A 21,569-nucleotide genomic window follows, 5' to 3' on the forward strand; every position below is an offset into this window, starting at 1 on the left:
CGTGCCTCCCCCGCTCAGGTCTGCTGCTGCCCCGCCCCCGACGCGTTCCTGACCCACGGCTCCTTCGCCCCGCCGAGGACGACCTGGCTGTCGTCCCACGTCCCGTAGCGCGGATTGACGTCGATGCGCATCTTCTTGGACGTCTTGGCGAGCGACTCGGCGAGCCGCTGCTGGCCCTGCGGCTGCCCGCGGTCGGCGCCGAGGCTCTTGGCCACCCCGTCCAGCAGCAGCTGGTTGCGGACCACGGCGTCGATCTCACCGGGCGCGATGGCCTGCTGGAGCCACATCTCCTTGAGCCGGTCCGCGCCGCCCGCGCTGCGTTCGGCCGCCGCGCGCCACTGCTGCACGTCGCGCCGGGAGACGGTGACCCCGGCGTCCCGCGCGCCGCGCTCCAGCACCCGGTCGAAGATCATGCCGTTGAGGGTGGCGGGGCCCAGCTTGCCGGTGTTCTCGACCAGTTGGGCGGCCTGCGGGGACTTCTCCTGGGCGGTACGGACGTCCCGTACGCGCGACTGGAGCTCGGAGACGGTGATCCGCTGCCCGTCCACGACGGCCGCGGCGCCCGGGTGCGCGTCCGTGCCGCAGGCCGTGAGCAGGGGGGCGGCCAGCAGCGCGGCGGCGGCGGAAACGGGAAGCGCGGACCTACGGCGGAACATCAGGCCTCCTGGCGGGTGCGACAACAGTGCGGCGACGTGCGGCTCTTCCAACCTGGCGGTGATCGATGCCGATGCTAAAGAGTCCGCGGGGTCCGGGCCACTGATTCGACCAACGAGTTGCCCGGAAGGCGGTTTCTCTCCGGCTTCCTACCCGTCGCGGCCCGGTCAGCCGCGTACCTGGCCCAGCCAGTACAGAGAGCGGCGGATCTCCGCCGGGAAGGTGCCGTGCGGGCCGTGCAGCCGTTCCGCGTCGTGCAGGAGGCGCCTCGAAGGGGAACTGGAGCGCCTGGCGGGCCGCGGACCTGGTGATGATCGAGGCGCGGGCCGGCAAGGACGGCACGACCGCCGAGCGGATCTACGACAGCAAGACCGGCTCAGGCTTCAGCGGCTCTGTGCCGGCCGGCCGGACCGCCACCGCGGACTTCGCCTTCGACGTGCCGGTCGGCGCGAAGGACCTGGACGTCGAGGTCCGCCCGGGCTTCGACCACAAGGCCTCCCACTGGCAGCTCACCCTCTGACCGCCCGGCGCCCCGAGTACGGGCCCCACGCACGACGAAGGCCGCCGGCCCGGAACCGCACCTGCGGAACCGGGCCGGCGGTCCGTCGTACATCCCCGTGCGGAACCGGGCCAGCCGTCGTACATCCCCGTGCAGAACCGGGCCGGCGGCCCGTCGCGCTTTCTCTCCCCCGTACCGCTGCTACTTCGCCGCGAACCGCTCCGGCGCCTCCGTCGGCCCGCCGCCCGACGGCAGCTTCAGCTTCGGGCAGCCCTTCAGCACCCCGGTCATCGCGTCCTTCTCCGCCTGCGACACCCACAGCCCGTACTTCTTCTTCACGGCGACCTGGTGCGCCACATAGTCACAGCGGTACGCCTTGTTGGCCGGCAGCCACGTCGCCGCGTCCCCGTCGCCCTTCTGCCGGTTGGCGGAGGAGTCGGCGGCGATCAGGTTCAGCGGGTCGTTGGCGAGCGCGACGCGCTTGCGCACCGGCCACTGCTGCGCGCCCTTCTGCCACGCGTCCGACAGCGCCACCAGGTGGTCTATGTCCACCTTGCTGCGCCCGCGCTCGTACTGGACCGCCCGGCCGGTGTACGGGTCCTTCGTCAGCGTCCCGGAGGCGACCTTGCAGTGCCCGTCGGTGAAGCGCACCGCCGTCAGGTCCCGCTTGAGGATGTCGTCGCGGGTGCCGCAGTGGTTGCCGTCCGTGTCGGCCCAGGCCGTGCCGAAGCGGGCGCGGGCGTAGCCGGTCTTGGGGGCGCGGCCCTTGACGGTGAGCGTGCCGACGGCGTGCAGCGCGGTGCCGCCGGCGGCGGGAACGGACGGCGCCGTGCCGCCGTCTTCTCCCTTACCGCCCCCTTTGCCCCCGCCGGGTGTGCAGCCGGTCAGGGCGAGCAGGGCGGCGAGCCCGGCCGCGGCGACGGCGCCGCGGCGGCGGGTGCTGGGCAGGGTCCTGACGCGGGGCGACGACGCGGTCCGTATCCGGAGCAAGAGGGACATCCCATCTCAAAGCAGGCGACAATACCGGCCGGTTCAGCGGCCTCGGATATCTTTTCGGAAGTTGAGAGTAAGGACGCCCATGGACACGGCCACAGCAACCGCGGCCAGCGGCAGCACGCCGTCCGTGCCCGTCGCCGGGACCGGACCCGCCCCCGCTCCCGCCCCCGGCCGGCTCCCCGCCCGGAGCGCCGCCCCGCTCGGCCCGCGCCTGCTCCCCTACTGGACCGCCGCGGTCTTCTTCGTTCTGTTCGCCACCGTCTCCGCGCTGCGCTTCCGCTCGATGGCGACGTCCTCCTGGGACCTCGGCATATTCGAACAGGCCATACGTGCCTACGCGCACCTGCGGGCCCCCGTCGCCGACCTCAAGGGCCCGGGCACCAACATCCTCGGTGACCACTTCAGCCCCGTACTGGTCCTGCTCGCCCCGCTCTACCGCGTCTTCCCCGGCGCCCTGACGCTCCTGTTCGCCCAGGCCTTCCTCTTCGCCCTCTCCACCGTGCCGGTGACCCGCGCCGCCACCCGGTTCCTCGGGCCGGGCCGGGGCCTGGCCGTCGGTGTCGCGTACGGACTCTCCTGGGGCCTCCAGAAGGCCGTCGACTTCGACTTCCACGAGATCGCCTTCGCCGTACCGCTCATCGCCTTCGCACTCGAAGCGGTGCTGCGCGGGCGCTGGACCGCGGCGGTGTGCTGGGCGGCGCCGCTCGTCCTGGTCAAGGAGGACCTGGGCGTCACCGCCGCCGCCATCGGCGCGCTGATCCTCGTCCGGGCGCGGCGCGCCGTACCGCTCGCCGTCGGGCTGGTCGTCTTCGGTCTCGCCGCCACCGCCGTCACCCTCGGCGTGATCATCCCCGGCTTCAACGGCTCCGGCTCGTACGACTACTGGAACAAGCTCAGCGGCGACGGCGGCCCGGCCCCCCGCATCCCGCTGGACACCGCCGTACGCACCCTGCTCTGGCTCCTGCTGCCGACCACCGGCCTGCTCGCGCTGCGCTCCCCCCTGCTGCTGGCCGCGCTGCCCACCCTCGGGTGGCGGTTCGTCTCCCACGAGCCGCACTACTGGGGCGTCGACTGGCACTACAACGCCGTCCTGATGCCGGTGGTCTTCCTGGCCCTGGCCGACGCGCTGCCGCGCGCCCTGGTCTCCGCGCGGCCCTGGCTCCGCTCGTACGCCCACCACCTGCCCGCCGCCGCCCTGGCCGCCGCGCTGGCGCTGACCACCACGCTCCCGCTGGCCCGCCTGACCGAGGCCGGCACCTACCGCAAACCGCCGTCCGCGACGGCCGCGGAACACCTGCTGGAACGTATCCCCGACGGCGCCACCGTCGAGGCCGACATACGGCCCATCTCCCGGCTCACCGACCGCACCCGGGTCTTCTGGATAGGGGACACCCGCGGGATCGCCCCCGACTACGTCGCGGTGGAACTGCACGACGGCCGCAAGCCCGAACAGGCCCTGGACGACGCCCGCAAGCGCCACCCCAAGGCCGTGTACGGCCTCCTCGGCGCCGCCGGCGACGTGGCGGTGTTCCAGCGGATCGGACGGCTCTGACCCCGTCCTCCCGCAGTGCCGGGCAGCCCGGCCCGCACCGTGAAATTACGGAGCGCCGGCCGCCGCCCCCTGCATACGGTGTCCCGATGACCACCGCCCCTTCGCACCCCGGCGCCCACCCCCGCACCGACGTCGTCGTCCTGAACGGCGGCTCCAGCTCCGGCACGTCCACCGTGATCCGGCAGCTCCAGGACCTCCTGCCCCGGCCCTGGCTGACGTTCGGCGTCGACTCCTTCATCGAGGCGCTGCCGCCGTCCCTCGTCACCCCCGAGGCGTCCGCGAACGCACCGGGCCTCGGCCTCGCGCCCGACGGCAGCATCACCGTAGGGCCGGTCTTCCAAGCCCTCCAGACCGACTGGCAGGAAGGCGTCGCCGCCGTCGCCCGCACCGGCACCGGCGTCCTCCTCGACGAGGTCTTCCTCGCCGGCGGCGCCGGCCAGGAACGCTGGCGCCGCACGCTCAAGGGCCTGACGGTCCTGTGGGTCGGCGTCCGCTGCGCCCCGGAGACGGCCGCCGCCCGCGAGGCCGCCCGCGGCGACCGCATCACCGGCATGGCGGCGACCCAGGCCGAACTGGTCCACCAGGGCGTCACCTACGACATCGAGGTCGACACCACCGACACCGACCCGCTCACCTGCGCACAGCGGATCGCCGCGCACATCGTCTGAGCCGCCCCGGCCACCCGCCCCCGCTCACTGCCAGTGCGGACGCCCGCTCTGCATCTCGCAGGACAGCGTCGCGCCGTGCGCGTCCTTCGTCGTCAGCCCGAGGTGCGCCTTCTTGCAGAACTGCCCACGGCGGTAGTGATTGCCGGACGGCGCGAGGATCACGCCACCGGACGCGTCACTCCCGGAACCACCGGAACTCGAACCACCGGAACCCGAACCACCGGATCCGGAACCGGATCCAGACCCTCCGGAAGTCCCGCCGGCGCCCCCGGACCCACCACTCGCACCCCCACCGCTCCCGTACGCCTTACGCGTCGGCACCGGAGCCGCAGACTTCGTCGGCGCGGGCGGCGGCTCGGTGGCCTCAGGCGTGGCACGGGGACTGGGGCTGTCCGACGGAGAAGCGGACGGCGAGGGCGACGCGCTCGCGGAGGCCGTCGCCGACGGACTGGCCGCACCACCCTTGTCCGCGCCCCCGTCCGGCGTACATCCGGAAAGGGCGACCAGAGCCGCAGTGATCAGAGCGGCGGCGGACAGGGCGGCGCGGCGGGGTCTTATCACGGGGAAACATCCAGTTCTCTGAGGCCGGGCAGCACCCGTGGGACTCACGGAGCCACCCGACCATAGAGCGATATCTCCCCCCGGTCACCAGCAAGGTGCCTGAATGGGGCGGAAGACGGCACAAACGCCGCTGTGGAACCAGGTCGGCACCTCAGCCGAAGGCGGCACGCATGTCGTCGGCGACACTGTGCTGTGAGGTGACGGCTTCGGCACCGGGGGCGGACGGGGACTCGGCGTCCATGACCGTCACGGATTCGGCGATGAGGCGCAGCACATTGACGTACACCGGCAGTTCGGTCAGCGACGGGGTGCTGAGAGAGAGCGTCAGCAGCTGGGAGCGGCTCGGCACGGGAATCTGCGCGTCCACGCGGGCGATGGCGAGCGGCTCGGCGCCCTCGGCCGGCGCCCACTGCGAACCGTGGAAGGACACCACACACGGCCCGGCAGGCACCCGCACCGTGCTGACCTCCGTCGTCGTGTGGGACAGCGCCTCCGCGAGGCCGGCGGCGACGACATCGGCATCGGTCGCATCCGCGTCGTCGAGTCTGGCGACCACCGACGCCGTACTGACGCGGTCGTCGTCCATACCCACGAAGCAGACGCCGGCGTAGAACGCCCCGTCGTCGGCGAAGGTCTCGGCCATCTCGTCGTACACGGCCGCCATGGTGTCGCGCTGGAGATCGGTCCCTTCGGACCAGACGAGGTCCGCCATCTCCCGGACGCAGTCCGCACGGTAGGCGTCGTCGCCTTCGAGGCCGAGGGTGTGGAATCCGTCCGGTATCTCGATCTGGAGCTGGGTGGACTTTGTCATGGCCTTCCGGAGGGGGTGCTGGGGGGTGGTGCCGGGTTCTTGCGCGGGTTCGGGATGGCCAGCATGAGGCCATGACGGTCGTCAGGGGCCAGGCCGTTCCCGGTGGAACTTCCTGGCGCGATGATCCGCCAGCCGTCGGCCCGGGCGATGCGCCGGGCGGCCTCCGGTCCGCATCCGCGGTGGTGCTGCACGGGCACGGTGAACGCGATGTCGGGGTGTGCTCCGTGGTCCGCTCTGGTGTGCGTGATCAGGTACTTGATGCGCGCCCGGAGCGGGTACTCGACTTGGCGGCCCGGCGGGTACGACACCTTCGCCGCTTCCGCACGCAGCTTGGGCAGGAGTGCCCGGAAGTGGTCTTCCCAACGGTCCGGGTTCCGGCTCCATTCGCGGGCGAGCCGCCGGGGACCGACGTAGTGCCGCACCGCGTAGTGGAAGTGGGGCTTGTGGTCGCCTGCCGCGTCCGCGAGGAACGCGAGGACGTAATAGGCCACCATGAGCACCAGATCGACGGGCACCACCAGCCACTGCAACACGAACCACACAAGGAGCCACGTCCGGGGAAGGTGCGCGGGCCCGCCCCCCTTCTCCTGCCGTCGGTTCACGCTCACCCCTCGGTCGCGGTCTGGTAGATGCCCACCCCGGCGCCGACGGCGCCCTGCCCGACGAGCGGGCCTTTGGACCACTCGCCGTAGACAACCGCCATGGTGTCGCGCTGGAGGTCGGTCCCTTCGGACCAGACGAGGTCCGCCATCTCCCGGACGCAGTCCGCACGGTAGGCGTCGTCGCCTTCGAGGCCGAGGGTGTGGAATCCGTCCGGTATCTCGATCTGGAGCTGGGTGGGCTTTGTCATGACCTTTCGGAGGGGGTGCTGGGGGGTGATGACGGGTTGTTGCGCGGGTTCGGGAGGGCCAGGGTGAGGCCCTGGTCGTCGTCGGGCGCCACGTCTCTCGCCATGTGCTCCCCGGGTGCGATGATCCGCCAGCCGTCGGCCCGGGCGATGCGCCGGGCGGCCTCCGGTCCGCATCCGCGGTAGTGCTGCACAGGAACGATGAACGCGACGTCGGCGAAGAGGTCGGAGCGCTCCTCGTGCTCCGCGCGCGCGTGCGTGGCCAAGTACTTGAGCCGCGCCCGGAGCGGGTACCCCACTTGACCAGGCGACGAAATCTTCGCCGCTTCCGCACGCAACTTGGGCAGCAGTGCCCGGAAGTGGTCTTCCCAACGGGCCGGATCCCGGCTCCATTCGCGGGCGAGCCGCTGGGGGCCGACGTAGATCTGGACCAGGTAATCGAAGCGGGGCGTGCTCTCGACGACCGCGTTCGCGAGGAACGCGCAGACGTACCAGATCACTATGAGTGCCACAGCAAGCGGCAGCACCAGCCACTGCAGCACGAACCACACCAGGAGCCAGATCCGGGAGAGGTGTGCGGGCCCGCCGCCCGTCTCCTGCCGGTGGGCCATGCTCATCCCTCGGTCGTGGTCTGGTAAATGCCCACCCCGGCACTGACAGTGCCCTGACCGACGAGCGGCCCTTTGGACCACCAGGACATGGGGTCGAGTGTGCCGTCCGCCCGGAGGGCCGCCTTGAAGGAATCGGCGTCCGCGACTCCGGGGATCTTCTTCAGCGTCTGCGCCCAGCCCTGTTCCTTGATGCCCGACGCCATGGTGCCGCTGACGTGATTCTCCCAGGCCAGACTCATACGGTTGGAGAACCCGCCGTTTGCCTTGAAAACCCGCCCCTCGGCACGCTCGAAGGGACCGATACTTCTTCCCCTCGCGAGGTCGTCGCTGGTGGCGACGCCCCGCTGCACCAGTCCCTCAAGATGGTTCACCCGGGCCACCTTGTCCACGTCTCTCACCACGTTGCGCGCACCCGTCGCCGTGTCGACCAGTTCCCTGGTCCCCACCCGCACCTTGACCTTCCCCACCGCACCAACCTTGGCGAACTTACCGAACGGAATCACACCGACAGCGTCCATGCCCAGGTCCGTCCAGCTCACCTTGGCCCCGCCCAGTTTGGCCCCGGCGTGTGCCGCCAGCGATCCCAGGGACAGCGCGCCGCCCGCCAGCGCGAGGGCGCCGGACAGGGGCGGGCACCACATGGTGAGGAGGGAGAGGACGCCCAGCACACCGGCGATGTTGCCGAGCCAGTCACCGATCGTCTTCAGCAGGTCGGCGTGTTTGACGCACCATTCCTTGATGGCGTGGCCGAGACGCTTGAAGGCATCCCCGAGGCGCTCGAAGAGGCTGATGTCCGGTGCGTTCTTGTTCGCCTTGCGCAGTTTGTCGGCGACGTCCCGCGCGTCGGACTGGTGGTGTTCGAGGAGCTCCTTGGCCTTCTTGACGATGTCGTCGAGCTCGTCCTTGGCCGCGTCGAGACGCTTGCCGACGGTGTCGAGCTGCCGGCCGGCGGACTTCAGCCGGGACTGGGCCGCGTCGAGCTTGCTCTGCGCCTCGTTCAGCGCCGCCTGGTCGGTGAAGTACTGGCCGGCGAGCCGGAAGGCCGGGGCCGAAGCGGCCTGGTTGTAGTCGTTCGTCGCCCGGTCGTGGGCCGCCTCTTGCGTCTTGATGTGTTCCTTGGCGGCCTTGGCCTCCGCCTCGTACTGGCGGGCCTTGGTCTGGTATTCGGACAGCTTGCCGCGCCAGCCACCGAGCTGGGTGGACGCCTGCTTCAGCGCGTCGACGCTGTCGGAGAGGGATTTCGGCAGGTCACCGACGTGCTGGGTGAAGGCGTTCGCCGCCAGGCCCTCCCATGTCTTGCCGCCTTTGGCGATGCCCATGAGCGTCTTGTGAGCGCTTTCCAGACCGCTGGACGCACGGTTGATCTTGTTGCTGAGGTCTTCGACGCTTTCGACCCTTCCCGGCGCCGGGTCGAAACCGAGGCTGGGGAATTCCTTGTCGCCGCTCACTGGGCAGCCGCTCCGGGGCCGGCCGACGGGGTCGGGGCCGGCGTCGACGGCCGCGGGCCGCTCGGGTACGTCCCCACGTTGGGCGGGGCCGTCGGGGCCGGCAGCGTCGGGGCCGCACCCTTGGACATGGCGTCCCGGATGGCCCGTTCCGTCTCCTCGTAGTTGTTCTTGGTGGCCTTCAGCTTCTCCTCGATCTGCTGGGTGCCCTTCGCGATCTTCTTGATCGCATCGTCCCAGCTGTCGTGGAATTCGTCGCAGGCGTGGTCGAGGGCCACACTGCCCGTGCTTTTCGGCCCCACGTGTTCCAGGGCGTTGAGCGCCTTCTCCATGTCGTCACGTCCGGCGCTCAACTGCCGTAAAAGCTGGTCGAGTTCATGCGTCTCGACCTGGAACTTACCGCCCATCACGCTCTCCCCCCATGCCTCGTTATGCCTCGTTCGGTCTGCCGCGGCATGGTAACCAATCGCTCTGGGAGGAAAGTCGGCTCGGGGCGCCCCCGTCGCGGGACGGCGAGACGCCCGCCGCCCCGCCCCTCTCAGCCCAGAATCGACGTCAGGAACTCCCCCACCCACGCCAGCAGTTCCCGCCCGACCAGCGGCTTGCCGCCGATCTTGCCGGTGGTCGGGCGGGGGACGAGGGCCTGGCGGGTGGCGGGCTTGAGGACCGTGCGCGGGTACAGGCGCTTGAGGCGGAGTTCCTGGGACTCGCGGAGTTCGACCGGGCCGAAGCGGATGTTGGAGCCCTGGAGGGTGATGTCCGTGACGCCGCAGGAGCGGGCGAGCATGCGCAGGCCGGCGACGAGGAGGAGATTCTCGACCGGTTCGGGGAGCTTGCCGTAGCGGTCGGTCAGTTCCTCGCGGACGGCTGCGATGTCCTCCTCCGAGGACGCGGCGGCGATCGCGCGGTACGCCTGGAGGCGCAGCCGCTCGCCGGGCGCGTAGTCGTGCGGGACGTGCGCGTCCACCGGAAGCTCGATCTTCACCTCCAGCGGTGGCTCCTCCTCCACGCCGCCCTCCAGGGACGCGCGGTAATCGGCGACGGCCTCGCCGACCATGCGGACGTAGAGGTCGAAGCCGACGCCGGCGATGTGGCCGGACTGTTCGCCGCCCAGGAGGTTTCCGGCGCCGCGGATCTCCAGGTCCTTCATCGCGACGTACATGCCGGCGCCCATCTCCGTGTGCTGGGCGATGGTGGCCAGGCGCTCGTGCGCGGTCTCCGTCAGGGGCTTCTCGGGCGGGTAGAGGAAGTACGCGTAACCGCGCTCGCGGCCCCGGCCGACGCGGCCGCGCAGCTGGTGCAGCTGGGACAGGCCGAAGTTGTCGCCGCGCTCGACGATGAGGGTGTTGGCGTTGGAGATGTCGATGCCCGACTCCACGATGGTCGTGGAGACCAGTACGTCGAACTTCTTCTCCCAGAAGTCGACCACGACCTGTTCGAGCTGTGCCTCGCCCATCTGGCCGTGCGCGGTCTGGATCCGGGCCTCCGGCACGATCTCGCGCAGCCGGGCCGCCGCCCGGTCGATGGACTCGACCCGGTTGTGGATGTAGAAGACCTGGCCCTCGCGCAGCAGTTCACGCCGGATGGCGGCGCCGATCTGCTTCTGCTCGTACGGTCCGACGAACGTCAGGACCGGGTGCCGCTCCTCCGGCGGGGTGGTGATCGTGGACATCTCGCGGATGCCCGTGACCGCCATTTCGAGCGTACGGGGAATGGGCGTGGCCGACATCGTCAGCACGTCCACGTTGGCGCGCAGCTTCTTCAGCTGCTCCTTGTGCTCGACGCCGAACCGCTGCTCCTCGTCGACGATGACCAGGCCCAGGTCCTTGAACTTGGTCTCGGAGGAGAACAGCCGGTGGGTGCCGATGACCAGGTCGACCGAACCGTCCTTGAGCCCTTCGAGGGTGGCCTTGGCCTCGGTGTCCGTCTGGAAGCGGCTGAGCGCCCTGACGACGACCGGGAACTGGCCGTACCGCTCGGTGAACGTGCCGAAGTGCTGCTGCACCAGCAGCGTCGTCGGCACCAGCACCGCGACCTGCTTGCCGTCCTGGATGGCCTTGAACGCCGCGCGCACCGCGATCTCGGTCTTGCCGTAACCGACGTCGCCGCAGATCAGCCGGTCCATCGGGACGGACTTCTGCATGTCCTCCTTGACCTCGGCGATCGTCGTGAGCTGGTCGGGCGTCTCCGCGTACGGGAACGCGTCCTCCAGCTCGCGCTGCCAGGGGGTGTCCGGGCCGAAGGTGTGACCGGGCGCCGCCATCCGCGCCGAGTACAGCTTGATCAGGTCGGCGGCGATCTCCTTGACCGCCTTCTTGGCGCGCGCCTTGGTCTTCGTCCAGTCGGCGCCGCCCAGGCGGTGCAGCGTCGGCGCCTCGCCGCCCACGTACTTGGTGACCTGCTCCAGCTGGTCGGTGGGGATGTACAGGCGGTCGCCGGGCTGGCCGCGCTTGGCCGGCGCGTACTCCACCAGCAGGTACTCGCGGGTGGCGCCCTGGACCGTACGCTGCACCATCTCGATGTAGCGGCCGACGCCGTGCTGCTCGTGGACGATGAAGTCGCCCGCCTGGAGGGTCAGCGGGTCGATGGTCTTACGGCGGCGGGCCGGCATCCGGCCCAGTTCCTTGCTGGCCGACTTCTGGCCCGTCAGGTCCGTCTCGGTCAGCACCGCCAGCTTCAGGCCCGGGTCGACGAAGCCGTTGTCGAGGCACCCGCACGAGACGTGCACGACCGACGGGGACAGCTCGCCCAGCTCCGGGTCCAGGCGGGCCGCGATGTTCTCGTCGCCCAGCACCTCGACCGTACGGGCCGCCGGGCCGTGCCCCTCGGTGATGAACACCGACCGCCAGCCGTCCGCGATCCAGCGCTTGGTGTCGGCCAGCGCGCGCTGGGTGTCGCCGCGGTACGTCTCCGGGGCGTGCATGCCCAGCTTGAGGGTGTCCTCGTCCAGCTCCTCGTCGGCGGCGAACGGGCTCACCGTCCACCACATCATGCCCAGCTCGCGCGCCCGGTCCCGGACGTCCGCGATGCCCCAGAGGGAGGCCGCGCCGACATCGATGGGGGCTTCTCCCCCGCCCGCACTGGCCGCCCACGACGCCTGGAGGAACTCCTGCGAGGTGGCCACCAGGTCGGCCGCGCGCGTCCGTACCCGCTCCGGGTCGCACACCACCGTCATGCTGCCCTCCGGCAGCACGTCCAGCAGCAGTTCCATGTCGTCCACCAGCACCGGCGCCAGCGACTCCATGCCCTCGACGGCGATCCCCTCGGCGATCTTGCCCAGCAGCTCGCCCAGCTCCGGGTGCTGCTCCGCCAGGTCCGCGGCACGCGCCCGCACCTGGGCCGTCAGCAGCAGCTCACGGCACGGCGGCGCCCACAGGCCGTGCTCGGCCACCTCCAGGGACCGCTGGTCGGCGACCTTGAAGTAACGGATCTCCTCGACGTCGTCGCCCCAGAACTCGATCCGCAGCGGATGTTCCTCGGTCGGCGGGAACACGTCCAGGATCCCGCCGCGCACCGCGAACTCGCCGCGCTTCTCGACCAGTTCGACACGCGCGTACGCGGCGGCCGCCAGCCCGTCCACGACCTCTTCCAAGTCCGCCGTCTGTCCCGTGCGCAGCGCTACGGGCTCCAGGTCACCCAGGCCCTTGACCTGCGGCTGGAGCACGGACCGTACGGGCGCGACGACCACCGAGACGGGTCCGGCGGCGGAGTCGTCCTGGCTGGGGTGGGCCAGGCGGCGCAGCACGGCGAGGCGCCGGCCGACCGTGTCCGAGCGCGGCGAGAGCCGTTCGTGCGGCAGCGTCTCCCAGGAGGGGTACTCCACCACCGCGTTCTCCTCGCCGGCCGGCATCAGCGAGCGCAGCGCGGCGGCCAGGTCCTCGGCCTCCCGGCCGGTGGCGGTGACCGCCAGGACCGTACGGGAGCTGCGGCGCGCGAGGGCGGCGACGGCGAACGGACGGGCGGCGGGCGGGCCCACCAGGTCCACATGGGGACGGTTGCCGTCAGCCGCGGCCCGCACGGCTTCGGCGAGCGCCGGGTCCTGGACGACGGCGTCGAGCAGACCAGTCAGGCTCATGAGATCTAAGGCTTCCCGTCCTGGTGAGGCGAACAACGCGAGCAGCCCGGCACGTGCGACGGGCCGGGTTTCCCCAAGAGTACGACTCCCTACTGACACCCGCGTTCCACTCGCCCCGGCCGCCGGTCCCGAAAGCACCGTTCCGGTGACGCCGCCCGCATGGAAGGGTGTTACGTACACGCAGTAGCCGAGGGGGGCACAGCACGTGAGCCAGGAGACCAGGGGTCAGGGAGCGGGGCCGGAGCCGGAGACGGGGCCGGGGGTGGGGCCGGGGACGGGGGGAGGGAGGCGGACAGGAGCGGGGACGGGTACAGGTACGGGTACGGAGGCGGGCGGCGGCCCGGCAGCGGAGACGTCCGCACCCGCGACGGCCGCCCCCACGGCCACCGCCCCCGCCCGGCGCGGCCGCGTCGTCGCCGCCCTGATGCTCTGCATGGCGCTCGCCGCGCTCGACTCCACGATCATCGCGACCGCCGTCCCGCAGATCGTCGGTGACCTCGGCGGCTTCGCCGTCTTCTCCTGGCTCTTCTCGGGCTACCTGCTCGCCGTCACCGTCACCCTGCCCGTGTACGGCAAGCTCTCCGACACCTTCGGCCGCAAGCCCGTCCTCGTCACCGGCGTGATCGTCTTCCTCGCCGGGTCGCTGCTGTGCGCGGCCGCCTGGAACATGGCCTCCCTCATCGCCTTCCGTGTCCTGCAAGGCCTCGGCGGCGGCGCCCTCCAGGGCACCGTGCAGACCGTCGCCGCCGACCTGTACCCGATGAAGGAACGCCCCAGGATCCAGGCCAAGCTGTCCACCGTCTGGGCGACCTCCTCCGTCGCCGGTCCCGCGCTCGGCGGCCTGCTCGTCGCGTACGCCGACTGGCGCTGGATCTTCCTGGTCAACCTGCCGGTGGGCGCCCTCGCCCTCTGGCTCGTCGTACGGCACCTGCGCGAATCGCTGCCCGCACGGGAGCGCACCCGGCGCCCCCGCGTCGACTGGCCCGGCGCACTCGCGATCTTCGCCTGCGGCGGTCTGCTGCTGACCGCCCTCGTCCAGGGCGGCGTCGCCTGGCCCTGGCTCTCCGCGCCCTCGCTGCTGCTCCTCGCGGGCAGCGCCGGGTGCGCCGCCGCCACCGTCGTCGTCGAACGCCGCGTCGCCGAACCGATCATCCCGGGCTGGGTCTGGCGCCGCCGGACGATCTCGGCCGTCAACCTGGCGCTCGGGGCCGTCGGCCTGCTCATGGTCGCGCCGACCGTCTTCCTGCCCACCTACGCCCAGGCCGTCCTGGGCCTCGGCCCGACCGCGGCCGGTTTCGTGCTCTCCGCCATGACCCTGAGCTGGCCGGTGTCCGCCGCCCTGAGCAGCCACGTCTACCACCGCATCGGCATCCGCGCCTGCGCCATGACCGGCATCGGCGCCGCCACGCTGGTGCTGCTCGCCTTCCCGCTGCTCCCCTACCCCGGCGCCGCCTGGCAGCCCGCGCTGGTCATGTTCGCGCTCGGCGCCGCCCTCGGGATCTTCCAGCTGCCGCTGATCATCGGCGTGCAGTCCTCGGTCGGCTTCGAGGAGCGCGGCACCGCCACCGCCTCGATCCTCTTCTGCCGCCAGGTCGGCCAGAGCGTCGGCGCCGCCCTCTTCGGCGCCGTCGCCAACGCCACCCTCAACGGCCGGCTCAACTCGGCGCCCGCGGACATCCGGCCGGGCCTGCCCGGCGACCTGGACTCCGTCTCGCACGCGCTGGCCCACGCCGGCACCCTCACCGACCGCGCCGCCGACTACCTGCGGCGCGCCGTGGACGCCACCGTCGAGCACGTCTACCTCGGCGCCGCGGCCGCCGCCGCACTCGCCTTCCTGGTCCTGCTGCTGCTCGCGCCGCGCCGCTTCCCGGTCCACGGGGAGAGCGGTGACGGGCCCGGTGAGCCGGGCGACGGCTGACGGCCCGGTGAGCCGGGCGACGGCTGACGGCCGGCGTGCGGGGCGTCTCCTGGTGGCCGGGGGCTTCCCGGCGTCCGGAGACCTCCCGGTACCCGGGGCTCACCCGAAGCCCGGGGCACCTCCCGGCATCCGGGCACCTCCCTGCGTACGGAGGCGGCTCGGTGGACGCGGACGGGCAGGACCCGCACACGGTGGCATCTCCCCGCATTCAGAGGCGGTGCGAAAGCCGCTGCCCGCCCGGGCGCACGGCGCAGGCGTTCAGGGGGCCCACCGGGGAAGACGCGGTCGCCGTCCAGCGCCCGGCGCCTTCCCCGCGGGGTGCGCGGCCCGTGTCACCGCTGTTCCCCGGGCAGCTGCGGCAGCTTCGTCTCCAGCGTGTCCTCGTTGTCGGGGTCCACCGGCGCCCGCGTGTCGGCGGCCGGCGCGTCGGGCCCGGATGCCGCAGCCCCCTCGGCCACACCGTTCTCACTCACCTCGAAGACCCCACCGGTCCCGGCCTCCACCAGGTCCTGGCCCTCGCCGCCCGGCGCACCCTCGGCCTTCTCCAGCAGCACCGTGCCGCCGTCCACACTCGTCGTGGCCCCCGCGCCCCCGACGCCGTCGGCGCCCTCGGCCGCGCCGTCCACCGGCTCGCCCTCGCCCCCGTCCTCGCCGTCCTCGTCGGGAGCCTTGCCGGTCAGCGCCGCCAGCGTGTTGCGCACGTGCGTCATGTGCTCGCGCACCTTCTCGCGCCGCTCCGTGTGCTCCCGCAGTATCCGGTCCGTGGCCCGCTCGATCCGTTCGACCTCGACCCTGGCCTGCGCCAGCAGATCGGCGGCGCGCGCCTCGGCGTCCTCGTCGCGGTGCCGCGCCGCCTCCTCGGCCTCCGCGAGGATGCGCTCCGCCTCGGCGACCTTGGCGCGGCCCAGCTCCTCCAGCTCCGCCACCCGCAGTTCGAGGTCGGCCTCCTGCGCGGCGAGGTCGCGGCCGGCCGCCTCCCACTCCTCGGTGTGCTCCTGCTCCTGCTCCCGCAGCATCTCGGCGGTGCGCCGCTCCATCTCGTGCAGCGCTTCCTGGGCCGCGGTCCGCCACTGCTTGGCGTCCTTGACGGCCGCCGCCTCGATGCCGTCCGCCTCGGCCCACGCCGCCTCGACCGTACGGCGCGCCTGGTCCTCGGTCTCGTCCCGCAGCTGCTGCGCCGCCCGGTCCGCGGCCTCCTGGATCTGCCGCGCGTACGCCTCGGCCTCCTCGCGCGCCCGCTCGGCCGCCTCCTCGGCGTCCTTGCGCAGCCGCGCCGCCTCGGACTCCGCCGTGGTCAGGATCAGCCGCGCCTGGTCGCCCAGCGACTCGTACGTCTGCGGCGGCAGCTGCCGGACGTACTCCCGCAGCTCCGCCAGCTCGGCCGTCATCTCGTTGGCGAGCACCGTCAGCCGCGCCGCGCGCTCCCAGCAGGAGTCACGGTCGATCGAGAGCCCTTCCACCCGGCGGTCGACATCCTCGGGACGGTAGCCACGTCCTCGTACGATCTCGAACCCGTGAGGCGAAACCGATGCACTCATCCCTCAAGCCCCTCTCCGATGTGCGGCGCGATTCCGCGCACATCTTTCTGGATCGATTCGAAGCGACCGTTACGCGACACTCCGCCCCTTTCCATCGTCCAAGGATGCGTCAATTGTTGCCAGAAGTCGGAATCGGGACATCTTCGCGGAGAGCCTGGAAGAGCCGCCGCGCTCCCTGCTCGTCCCACTCCACCACATCACCGAGACCGCCCAGGTTCACCCCGGGGTTCGCCACCGGAACGGTGGTCGCCGCACCCGCCCCGTCCGCGATCTTCTTCATCGACCAGCCCAGGCGCGCCAGGTCCGGCACGCCCGCCGCCCGGTCCACCGTCAGCGCCGACAGTGCCGCGTCCAGCGCCGGGACCAGTGCGAACGGGTTGAGCAGCACACCCGTCCCGAGCATCTTGTCGCCGAGCGCGCCGATCAGCTGCCGCTGCCGCCTGACCCGGCCCAGGTCGCCTTCCGGATCCGTATAACGCGCCCGTACGTACGCAAGTGCCCGCACTCCGTCCATCTCCTGGCACCCCGCCCGGAAGTCGGCACCCGACTTCTCATCCTTGAGCGGTTTGTCCAGGCACATCCGTACCCCGCCCAGAGCGTCCACCACCTTCACGAAGCCGAGGAAATCGACCTCGGCGTAGCGTTCGATCCGCAGCCCCGTCGCCTGCTCCACGGTGCGCGTCAGCAGCTTCGGTCCGCCCTCGGCGAATGCCACGTTCACCTTGTTCCGGCCGTGGCCCGGCACCGCCACGTAGCTGTCCCGCGGCAGGCTCACCAGGTAGGGGCCGCTGTCCCCGTGGTGCAGCACCATGATCGTGTCGGTGTTCAGGCCCTCGTCGTTGCCGACGTGCAGCCGCTCGCGCTGCTCCGGCGTCAGGCTCTCCCGGCTGTCCGAACCGACCAGCAGCCAGTTCGTGCCCTGGCCCGGCGACGGCCGGCCCTCGTAGTCCGCGACGGCGTCGGTACGGCGCACCTGACCGCCCGCCCACACGTACAGCGTGACCCCGCCCGCCACCGCCAGCACCACCAGGACCAGCAGCACCAGCGCGATCCGCTTCGGCCAGGACAGCCGCCGGCGCCCGCCCGTACGGCGGCCCCAGCGGCCGCCGCGCCCGGCCCGGTACAGCGTCGAGGTGCCCTCCGGTGACGGCGACGGCTGATCCATATACGAAGGATCATGGCGCCGCGCCCGTCCCGCAGGTCGAGCGCCGCCGGAGGCGGCACACCGTCACCGGCGCGCGCCCGCCCCGCCCTACAGCAGCCCGTCCCACATCTGTTCGAGCAGCACCGACCACCACGTCTCCGGCGATCCCAGCGCCGGCGCGTCCAACGCCACCAGCTGCGCCTGGAAGTCCACCGTCCAGCGCCCCGCCTGCTCCGGCGTCAGCCCGTACCGCAGCCGCCACATCCGGCCCAGCATCGCCAGACAGCGCACGAACTCCGGCAGCCCGCTGTTGACGAACTGCGGCACCGCGGGCTGACCGTTCGGGGCGGCCTCCAACGGCACCGCCACGATGTGCGCCGTCCCGTACTGCACACACAGCTGACGGCCGAAGTCGTTGCCCATGACCAGGTACGACCCCGCGTCCGCGGCCGGCCGCACGCCACGCTCCGCCGCCAGCTCCGCCAGCGTCGGCACCGGACGGCCCGGCTGCGCCTGCGCCCAGAAGAACGGCCCGAAGTCCACCGGCAGCCCGGCCCACACCAGCGTCTGCGCCACCACGTCCGGCACCCCGTGCCGCGAGACCGCCCGCTGATCGAAACGGAAGATCCCCTGCGGCCCGAACGCCTGCTCCAGCTCCGGCCCGAACACCTGCGGCGGCACCGGCGGCACCGGCTGCACCTGCGACGGGTGCGGCAACGGCACCCGCACCGGAGCGGGCCGCGCCGGCCCGTCCGCCACCTGGTGCAGCTCACCCTGGTGCGCCAGCAGGTGGCGCATGCCCTGCCGGCGCGAGGCGTGCTCCGTCCCGTACGGCGCGGTGTGGCTGACGCGCACCTGCGGCCACGTCTCACGGACCATCCGTGCGCAGTACCCGCCCGGCAGGTCGCACGACTCCAGCTCCGTGTGCAGCTCCACCACCTGCTGCGGCGGCACGTTCATCCCGCGCAGCTCGTGCAGCAGCTGCCACTCCGGATGCGGGGTGCCCGGCGCGGAACGCCGCACGATCTTCTGCTCCGAGCCGTCCGGCGCGCGGTAGCTCAGTACGGCCATGTAACCGGGGCCGACCGTCGGCTGCCCGGACGGCGGCGCCTGCGGATAGCCGTACGAGCCGGAGGCCTGCGGCGCGGCGGCGGGCGGCTGCACGGCCTGACCGGAAGCGGCGGGACCGGTTCCGGGCGGGCCGGATGCGGCCGGACCGGTCCCGGGCGGGCCCGGGACGGCGGGCGGCGGCACACCGGGACCGGACACGCCCTGACCCGGCACGGCCGGGCCGCCCGCGCCGTCGGCCAGCATCGTCGCCGCCGCGTGCACCCCACCGCCGGGACCGCCCGAGGGCGGCGCGGACGGCGGAGGCGACGGCGGCGGAGGCGGACCGCCCGCGTCACCGGACACGGCCGGCTCGCCCGGCACACCGGCCGCCTTCGGCCCACCCGGCGGACCGGGCGGCGCGGCCGGCGGCGCCGTGGGCGGCGGCACGCCGGGGCCACCGCCCGGGCCACCGGAAGCGGACCCGTCGGACGGCAGTGCGGCGCCACCGGCCAGCATCGTCGCGGCCGCGTGCACCCCGCCGGTACCGGCACCGGCGGCGGGCGGCGCGGGCGGGCCCTGCTCCTCGCCCGACGCGGCCGCTTCCGGGCCGTCCACCGCGCTCAGGTCCAGCTGATCGGCGTCGAGCTGCGAGACGAGCTGCGTCGGGATGTACCCGCCCGCCGGAGCGGCAGCGGGCGGCGCCGGCGCGGCTCCGGACGCGGACGGCCGCGCGGCCTCGTCCGCACCCCCGTCCGGCGCGTCCGCACCCGTACGGCCATCGCCGCGCGCACCCGGCACACCGGGAGGCGGCGGCGGACCGCCCGCGTTCCCCGGCAGTGCCGAACCGTCCGCCAGCATCGTCGCCGCCGCGTGCACCCCGCCACCGGGACCGGCGGCAGGCGGCGCGGGCGGCGGAAGCGGCGCACCGGGCCCCTCGGAACCCGGCGTGCCGGACCCGCCGCCCGGCCCCGCGTACGCGGGAGGCGGCGGCACATCGGCGATCGGCGGCCCGGACGGCGGCGGCAGCGCGGACAGGCCGTCGGCGTCCGGACCGGACGCCGACGGGCCCGGCGGGGGCGACGACGGCATCGGCGGTGCCACCGGCCCGGCCGGCCCCGGCTCCTCGACCGCCGGCGCCAGCATCGTCCGCGGCAACTGGCTGCCGCCCGCGAGCAGTTCCGTCTTGGCCTCCGCCCGGGTGCTCGGTGGCAGCGTGTCCTCGTCGTCGAACCCGGCGAGCGGCGGCGCGAAGACCGTCGCGGGCAGCCCCACCGAACGGTCGTCGGCGTCCTCGTCCGCCCGGATGTCCGTACCCGCCCAGGGGGTGGCGTCGCCCGGCTCGTCCCGTACGGGAGCAGTCCGATCCGGTACGGAGGGGGCTTGCACGGGTACGGACGGTGGCTCCGCCGGAGGCACCGCGTCCCGCACCGGCTCCGGCGTATCCGGCATATCCGGCACATACGACGCAACCGGGCCATCCGGCGCATCAACTGTGCCCGACGGCGCAGCCACCGCGCCCGACGACGGCACAGCCACCCCCGCACCCGACGTCCGCCGGTCCCCCATGCCGATCTGGTCCGCCGCCTCCTGCAGCCACTCCGGCGGCGTCAGCAGGAACGACGTCGCCTCCAGGTCGATCCGCTGCGGCGGGGCCTCCGCCACGGCGGCCTCCGCCACCGCGCCGTACTCCTCCTCGTACCGCCGGATCACCTCACCCACCGGCAGCCCCGGCCACAGCGTCGTCTCCCCGCTGTCCCGCGCGATCACCAAGCGGGCCCGGCCACCGTCAGTCGTCGGCCCGCCCTCCCGGTCCTCCGCCCACGCCACGAACCCCAGGTCGAACTCCCGCACCCGCACCTCACGCTGGAACGGACCCGGCACGTCCCCGTTGACCCAGCGCTCCGCACGCTCCTGCGCCTGCGCGAACGTCACCACCGCGCCTCACCCCTCCACCGGGACGACACGCGCGAAGCCGCCGTCCACCATCAGACCCGCCACCGTCTCCAGCTCCGGCGGACTCCCCGCCAACTGCTGCAGGAAATCGTCGAAATCCGCACCACACGGCAACAACAACTGCTCCACCCGCTCCTGCACCGGCCAACCGTCCCGGTCCCGCGCATCGTCGTACGCACAGAACCACACCGACCCCGGCGCCTCACCCCGCACCCGCACCGCTATGACCCCACCCTGCACGAACCCCACGCCCAGATAGTCCTTGGTGAAGTGATCGCGCAGACACTTGTTGACGTACACCAGATCATTCATCGCGGCCTCGTCCCGCACCGTGAAGAACGGCTGGTCCACCAGCAGCCCCAGATCCGCGTGCAGCCCCACCCCCACCGGCGCACACCCGCCCGCCGCCTTCAGGAACGAACGGTACGCACCCGGCAGCCGGTACCCCAGCGACTCCTCCGCCTGCCGCACCTGCTCTTCCGACACCGACAGCTCCCGGTGCGGCAGCCCGAAATGCACCGGACGGGTGTCCTGCAACGGCCGCGTCCCCCGCTTGCCGTGATCCACCGCCGCCGTCGCCAGCCCACCGTGATGCCGCAGCAGCGCCTTCACCTCGACCGGCACCAGCTCCATCCGCCGCGTACCCGCCACGTGATGCCACGTCCAGCCGTGCGGCGTCGCCACCGACGGCACGTCCTCCCACAGCTCATGACCCTGCGCATGCAACGCCACATTCGCCGACACATAATCCGTCAGCCGCAGCTCGTCCACGCCGAAACCCTCCGGCGGCTCCGCGATCTCCGCCGCCGCCCGCGCGTACGACGAGAAATCCGGGAACCCCGAACCGTCCACCGGCACCCCCCGCGGATACCGCGCGGCCCGCACCGGATCCGGGAAATGCACGACCTGCCCGGCATAGGCCGTGTTCGGTGGCGCGGCGTGGCCCGCGGCCTGAGGGCCGGGAGGTGCCCCCAGCCCGTGCCGACCTGACGTCATGGCGGTGCTCCCTGGCTGAATCCGGCTACTGGACACAGCCTATGCCGTGCCGCAACCCACCCACCCGCGCACATCCGCCCACCTCCCGCCACCCCGCACCCAACCACCCCCACCACACAGCCACTTCACCGCACGCCCCCACCGCACACCCACTCACCACCACCCACCGGACCGGTACCGGACACGGACACAACCGTGACATCACCGACAGCCCACCCGACTTCCCCAACACCCGGGGCATTTGGCAGGCT

18 protein-coding genes are annotated in these 21,569 nt (G+C 72.5%); 4 read left to right on the top strand and 14 right to left on the bottom strand.

Annotated elements, in window-relative coordinates; genetic code table 11:
• Positions 1-14 precede the first annotated feature (14 nt).
• Positions 15-656, bottom strand: coding sequence for a SurA N-terminal domain-containing protein (locus tag AB0L45_RS26520; protein WP_365844084.1), 642 nt, complete (start codon positions 654-656; stop codon positions 15-17).
• A gap of 308 nt (positions 657-964) precedes the next feature.
• Between AB0L45_RS26520 and AB0L45_RS26525 the strand changes: the two genes are divergently transcribed.
• The gene (locus tag AB0L45_RS26525) at positions 965-1,174 is read left to right on the top strand and encodes a hypothetical protein (RefSeq protein WP_365844086.1); all 210 of its coding nucleotides are present in this window, start codon (positions 965-967) and stop codon (positions 1,172-1,174) included.
• 180 nt (positions 1,175-1,354) lie between these two features.
• Here the strand turns inward: AB0L45_RS26525 and AB0L45_RS26530 are convergent, their stop codons facing one another.
• A complete protein-coding gene (locus AB0L45_RS26530; RefSeq protein WP_365844088.1) occupies positions 1,355-2,152 on the bottom strand; it encodes an HNH endonuclease family protein in 798 nt (265 codons plus the stop codon).
• Positions 2,153-2,231: 79 nt separating this feature from the next.
• Here AB0L45_RS26530 and AB0L45_RS26535 point away from each other — a divergent pair, with 79 nt between their 5' ends.
• Together AB0L45_RS26535 and AB0L45_RS26540 are read left to right on the top strand one after the other, a co-directional pair.
• Positions 2,232-3,701 (top strand): DUF2079 domain-containing protein, encoded by a 1,470-nt coding sequence (locus tag AB0L45_RS26535; protein ID WP_365844090.1) that lies wholly within the window; start codon positions 2,232-2,234, stop codon positions 3,699-3,701.
• A gap of 86 nt (positions 3,702-3,787) precedes the next feature.
• Positions 3,788-4,369, top strand: coding sequence for a chemotaxis protein (locus AB0L45_RS26540; RefSeq protein ID WP_365844092.1), 582 nt, complete (start codon positions 3,788-3,790; stop codon positions 4,367-4,369).
• Between the two features lie 24 nt (positions 4,370-4,393).
• On the opposite strand, the gene AB0L45_RS26545 is transcribed toward AB0L45_RS26540, so the two are convergent.
• The 8 genes from AB0L45_RS26545 to mfd form a co-directional block, all read right to left on the bottom strand.
• Positions 4,394-4,531: a hypothetical protein gene (locus AB0L45_RS26545; protein WP_365844094.1), complete on the bottom strand. Its 138-nt coding sequence runs from the start codon at positions 4,529-4,531 to the stop codon at positions 4,394-4,396.
• Between the two features lie 550 nt (positions 4,532-5,081).
• The gene (locus AB0L45_RS26550) at positions 5,082-5,741 is read right to left on the bottom strand and encodes a hypothetical protein (RefSeq protein ID WP_365844096.1); all 660 of its coding nucleotides are present in this window, start codon (positions 5,739-5,741) and stop codon (positions 5,082-5,084) included.
• Complete coding sequence (locus tag AB0L45_RS26555; RefSeq protein ID WP_365844098.1) at positions 5,738-6,343, bottom strand: hypothetical protein; 606 nt, start codon at positions 6,341-6,343, stop codon at positions 5,738-5,740. The genes AB0L45_RS26550 and AB0L45_RS26555 overlap by 4 nt, the downstream gene beginning before the upstream one ends.
• Positions 6,344-6,345: 2 nt before the next feature.
• Positions 6,346-6,591: a hypothetical protein gene (locus tag AB0L45_RS26560; protein ID WP_365844100.1), complete on the bottom strand. Its 246-nt coding sequence runs from the start codon at positions 6,589-6,591 to the stop codon at positions 6,346-6,348.
• Positions 6,588-7,205 (bottom strand): hypothetical protein, encoded by a 618-nt coding sequence (locus AB0L45_RS26565; RefSeq protein WP_365844102.1) that lies wholly within the window; start codon positions 7,203-7,205, stop codon positions 6,588-6,590. The genes AB0L45_RS26560 and AB0L45_RS26565 overlap by 4 nt, the downstream gene beginning before the upstream one ends.
• The gene (locus AB0L45_RS26570) at positions 7,202-8,647 is read right to left on the bottom strand and encodes a putative T7SS-secreted protein (RefSeq protein ID WP_365844104.1); all 1,446 of its coding nucleotides are present in this window, start codon (positions 8,645-8,647) and stop codon (positions 7,202-7,204) included. The genes AB0L45_RS26565 and AB0L45_RS26570 overlap by 4 nt, the downstream gene beginning before the upstream one ends.
• Positions 8,644-9,051 carry a hypothetical protein gene (locus tag AB0L45_RS26575; protein ID WP_365844105.1) on the bottom strand — a complete coding sequence of 136 codons (408 nt, stop codon included), beginning with the start codon at positions 9,049-9,051 and terminating at the stop codon, positions 8,644-8,646. The genes AB0L45_RS26570 and AB0L45_RS26575 overlap by 4 nt, the downstream gene beginning before the upstream one ends.
• Positions 9,052-9,182: 131 nt before the next feature.
• The gene (mfd, locus tag AB0L45_RS26580; RefSeq protein ID WP_365844107.1) at positions 9,183-12,719 is read right to left on the bottom strand and encodes a transcription-repair coupling factor; all 3,537 of its coding nucleotides are present in this window, start codon (positions 12,717-12,719) and stop codon (positions 9,183-9,185) included.
• A 424-nt stretch (positions 12,720-13,143) separates the two neighbouring features.
• Here mfd and AB0L45_RS26585 point away from each other — a divergent pair, with 424 nt between their 5' ends.
• Positions 13,144-14,637, top strand: a complete 1,494-nt coding sequence (locus AB0L45_RS26585; RefSeq protein WP_365844204.1) for an MFS transporter — start codon at positions 13,144-13,146, stop codon at positions 14,635-14,637.
• A 332-nt stretch (positions 14,638-14,969) separates the two neighbouring features.
• On the opposite strand, the gene AB0L45_RS26590 is transcribed toward AB0L45_RS26585, so the two are convergent.
• From AB0L45_RS26590 to AB0L45_RS26605, 4 genes are all read right to left on the bottom strand, one after another.
• Positions 14,970-16,097 carry a cellulose-binding protein gene (locus AB0L45_RS26590; RefSeq protein ID WP_365844109.1) on the bottom strand — a complete coding sequence of 376 codons (1,128 nt, stop codon included), beginning with the start codon at positions 16,095-16,097 and terminating at the stop codon, positions 14,970-14,972.
• Positions 16,098-16,284: 187 nt separating this feature from the next.
• A complete protein-coding gene (locus AB0L45_RS26595) occupies positions 16,285-17,244 on the bottom strand; it encodes an LCP family protein (protein ID WP_365844206.1) in 960 nt (319 codons plus the stop codon).
• A gap of 183 nt (positions 17,245-17,427) precedes the next feature.
• Positions 17,428-20,304, bottom strand: a complete 2,877-nt coding sequence (locus AB0L45_RS26600; protein ID WP_365844111.1) for an SUKH-4 family immunity protein — start codon at positions 20,302-20,304, stop codon at positions 17,428-17,430.
• A 6-nt stretch (positions 20,305-20,310) separates the two neighbouring features.
• On the bottom strand, positions 20,311-21,318 hold the full coding sequence (locus AB0L45_RS26605; RefSeq protein ID WP_365844113.1) for an SMI1/KNR4 family protein: 1,008 nt from the start codon (positions 21,316-21,318) through the stop codon (positions 20,311-20,313).
• Positions 21,319-21,569 lie beyond the last annotated feature (251 nt).

The sequence above is a fragment of the Streptomyces sp. NPDC052496 genome (assembly GCF_040679095.1).
GTDB lineage: Bacteria > Actinomycetota > Actinomycetes > Streptomycetales > Streptomycetaceae > Streptomyces.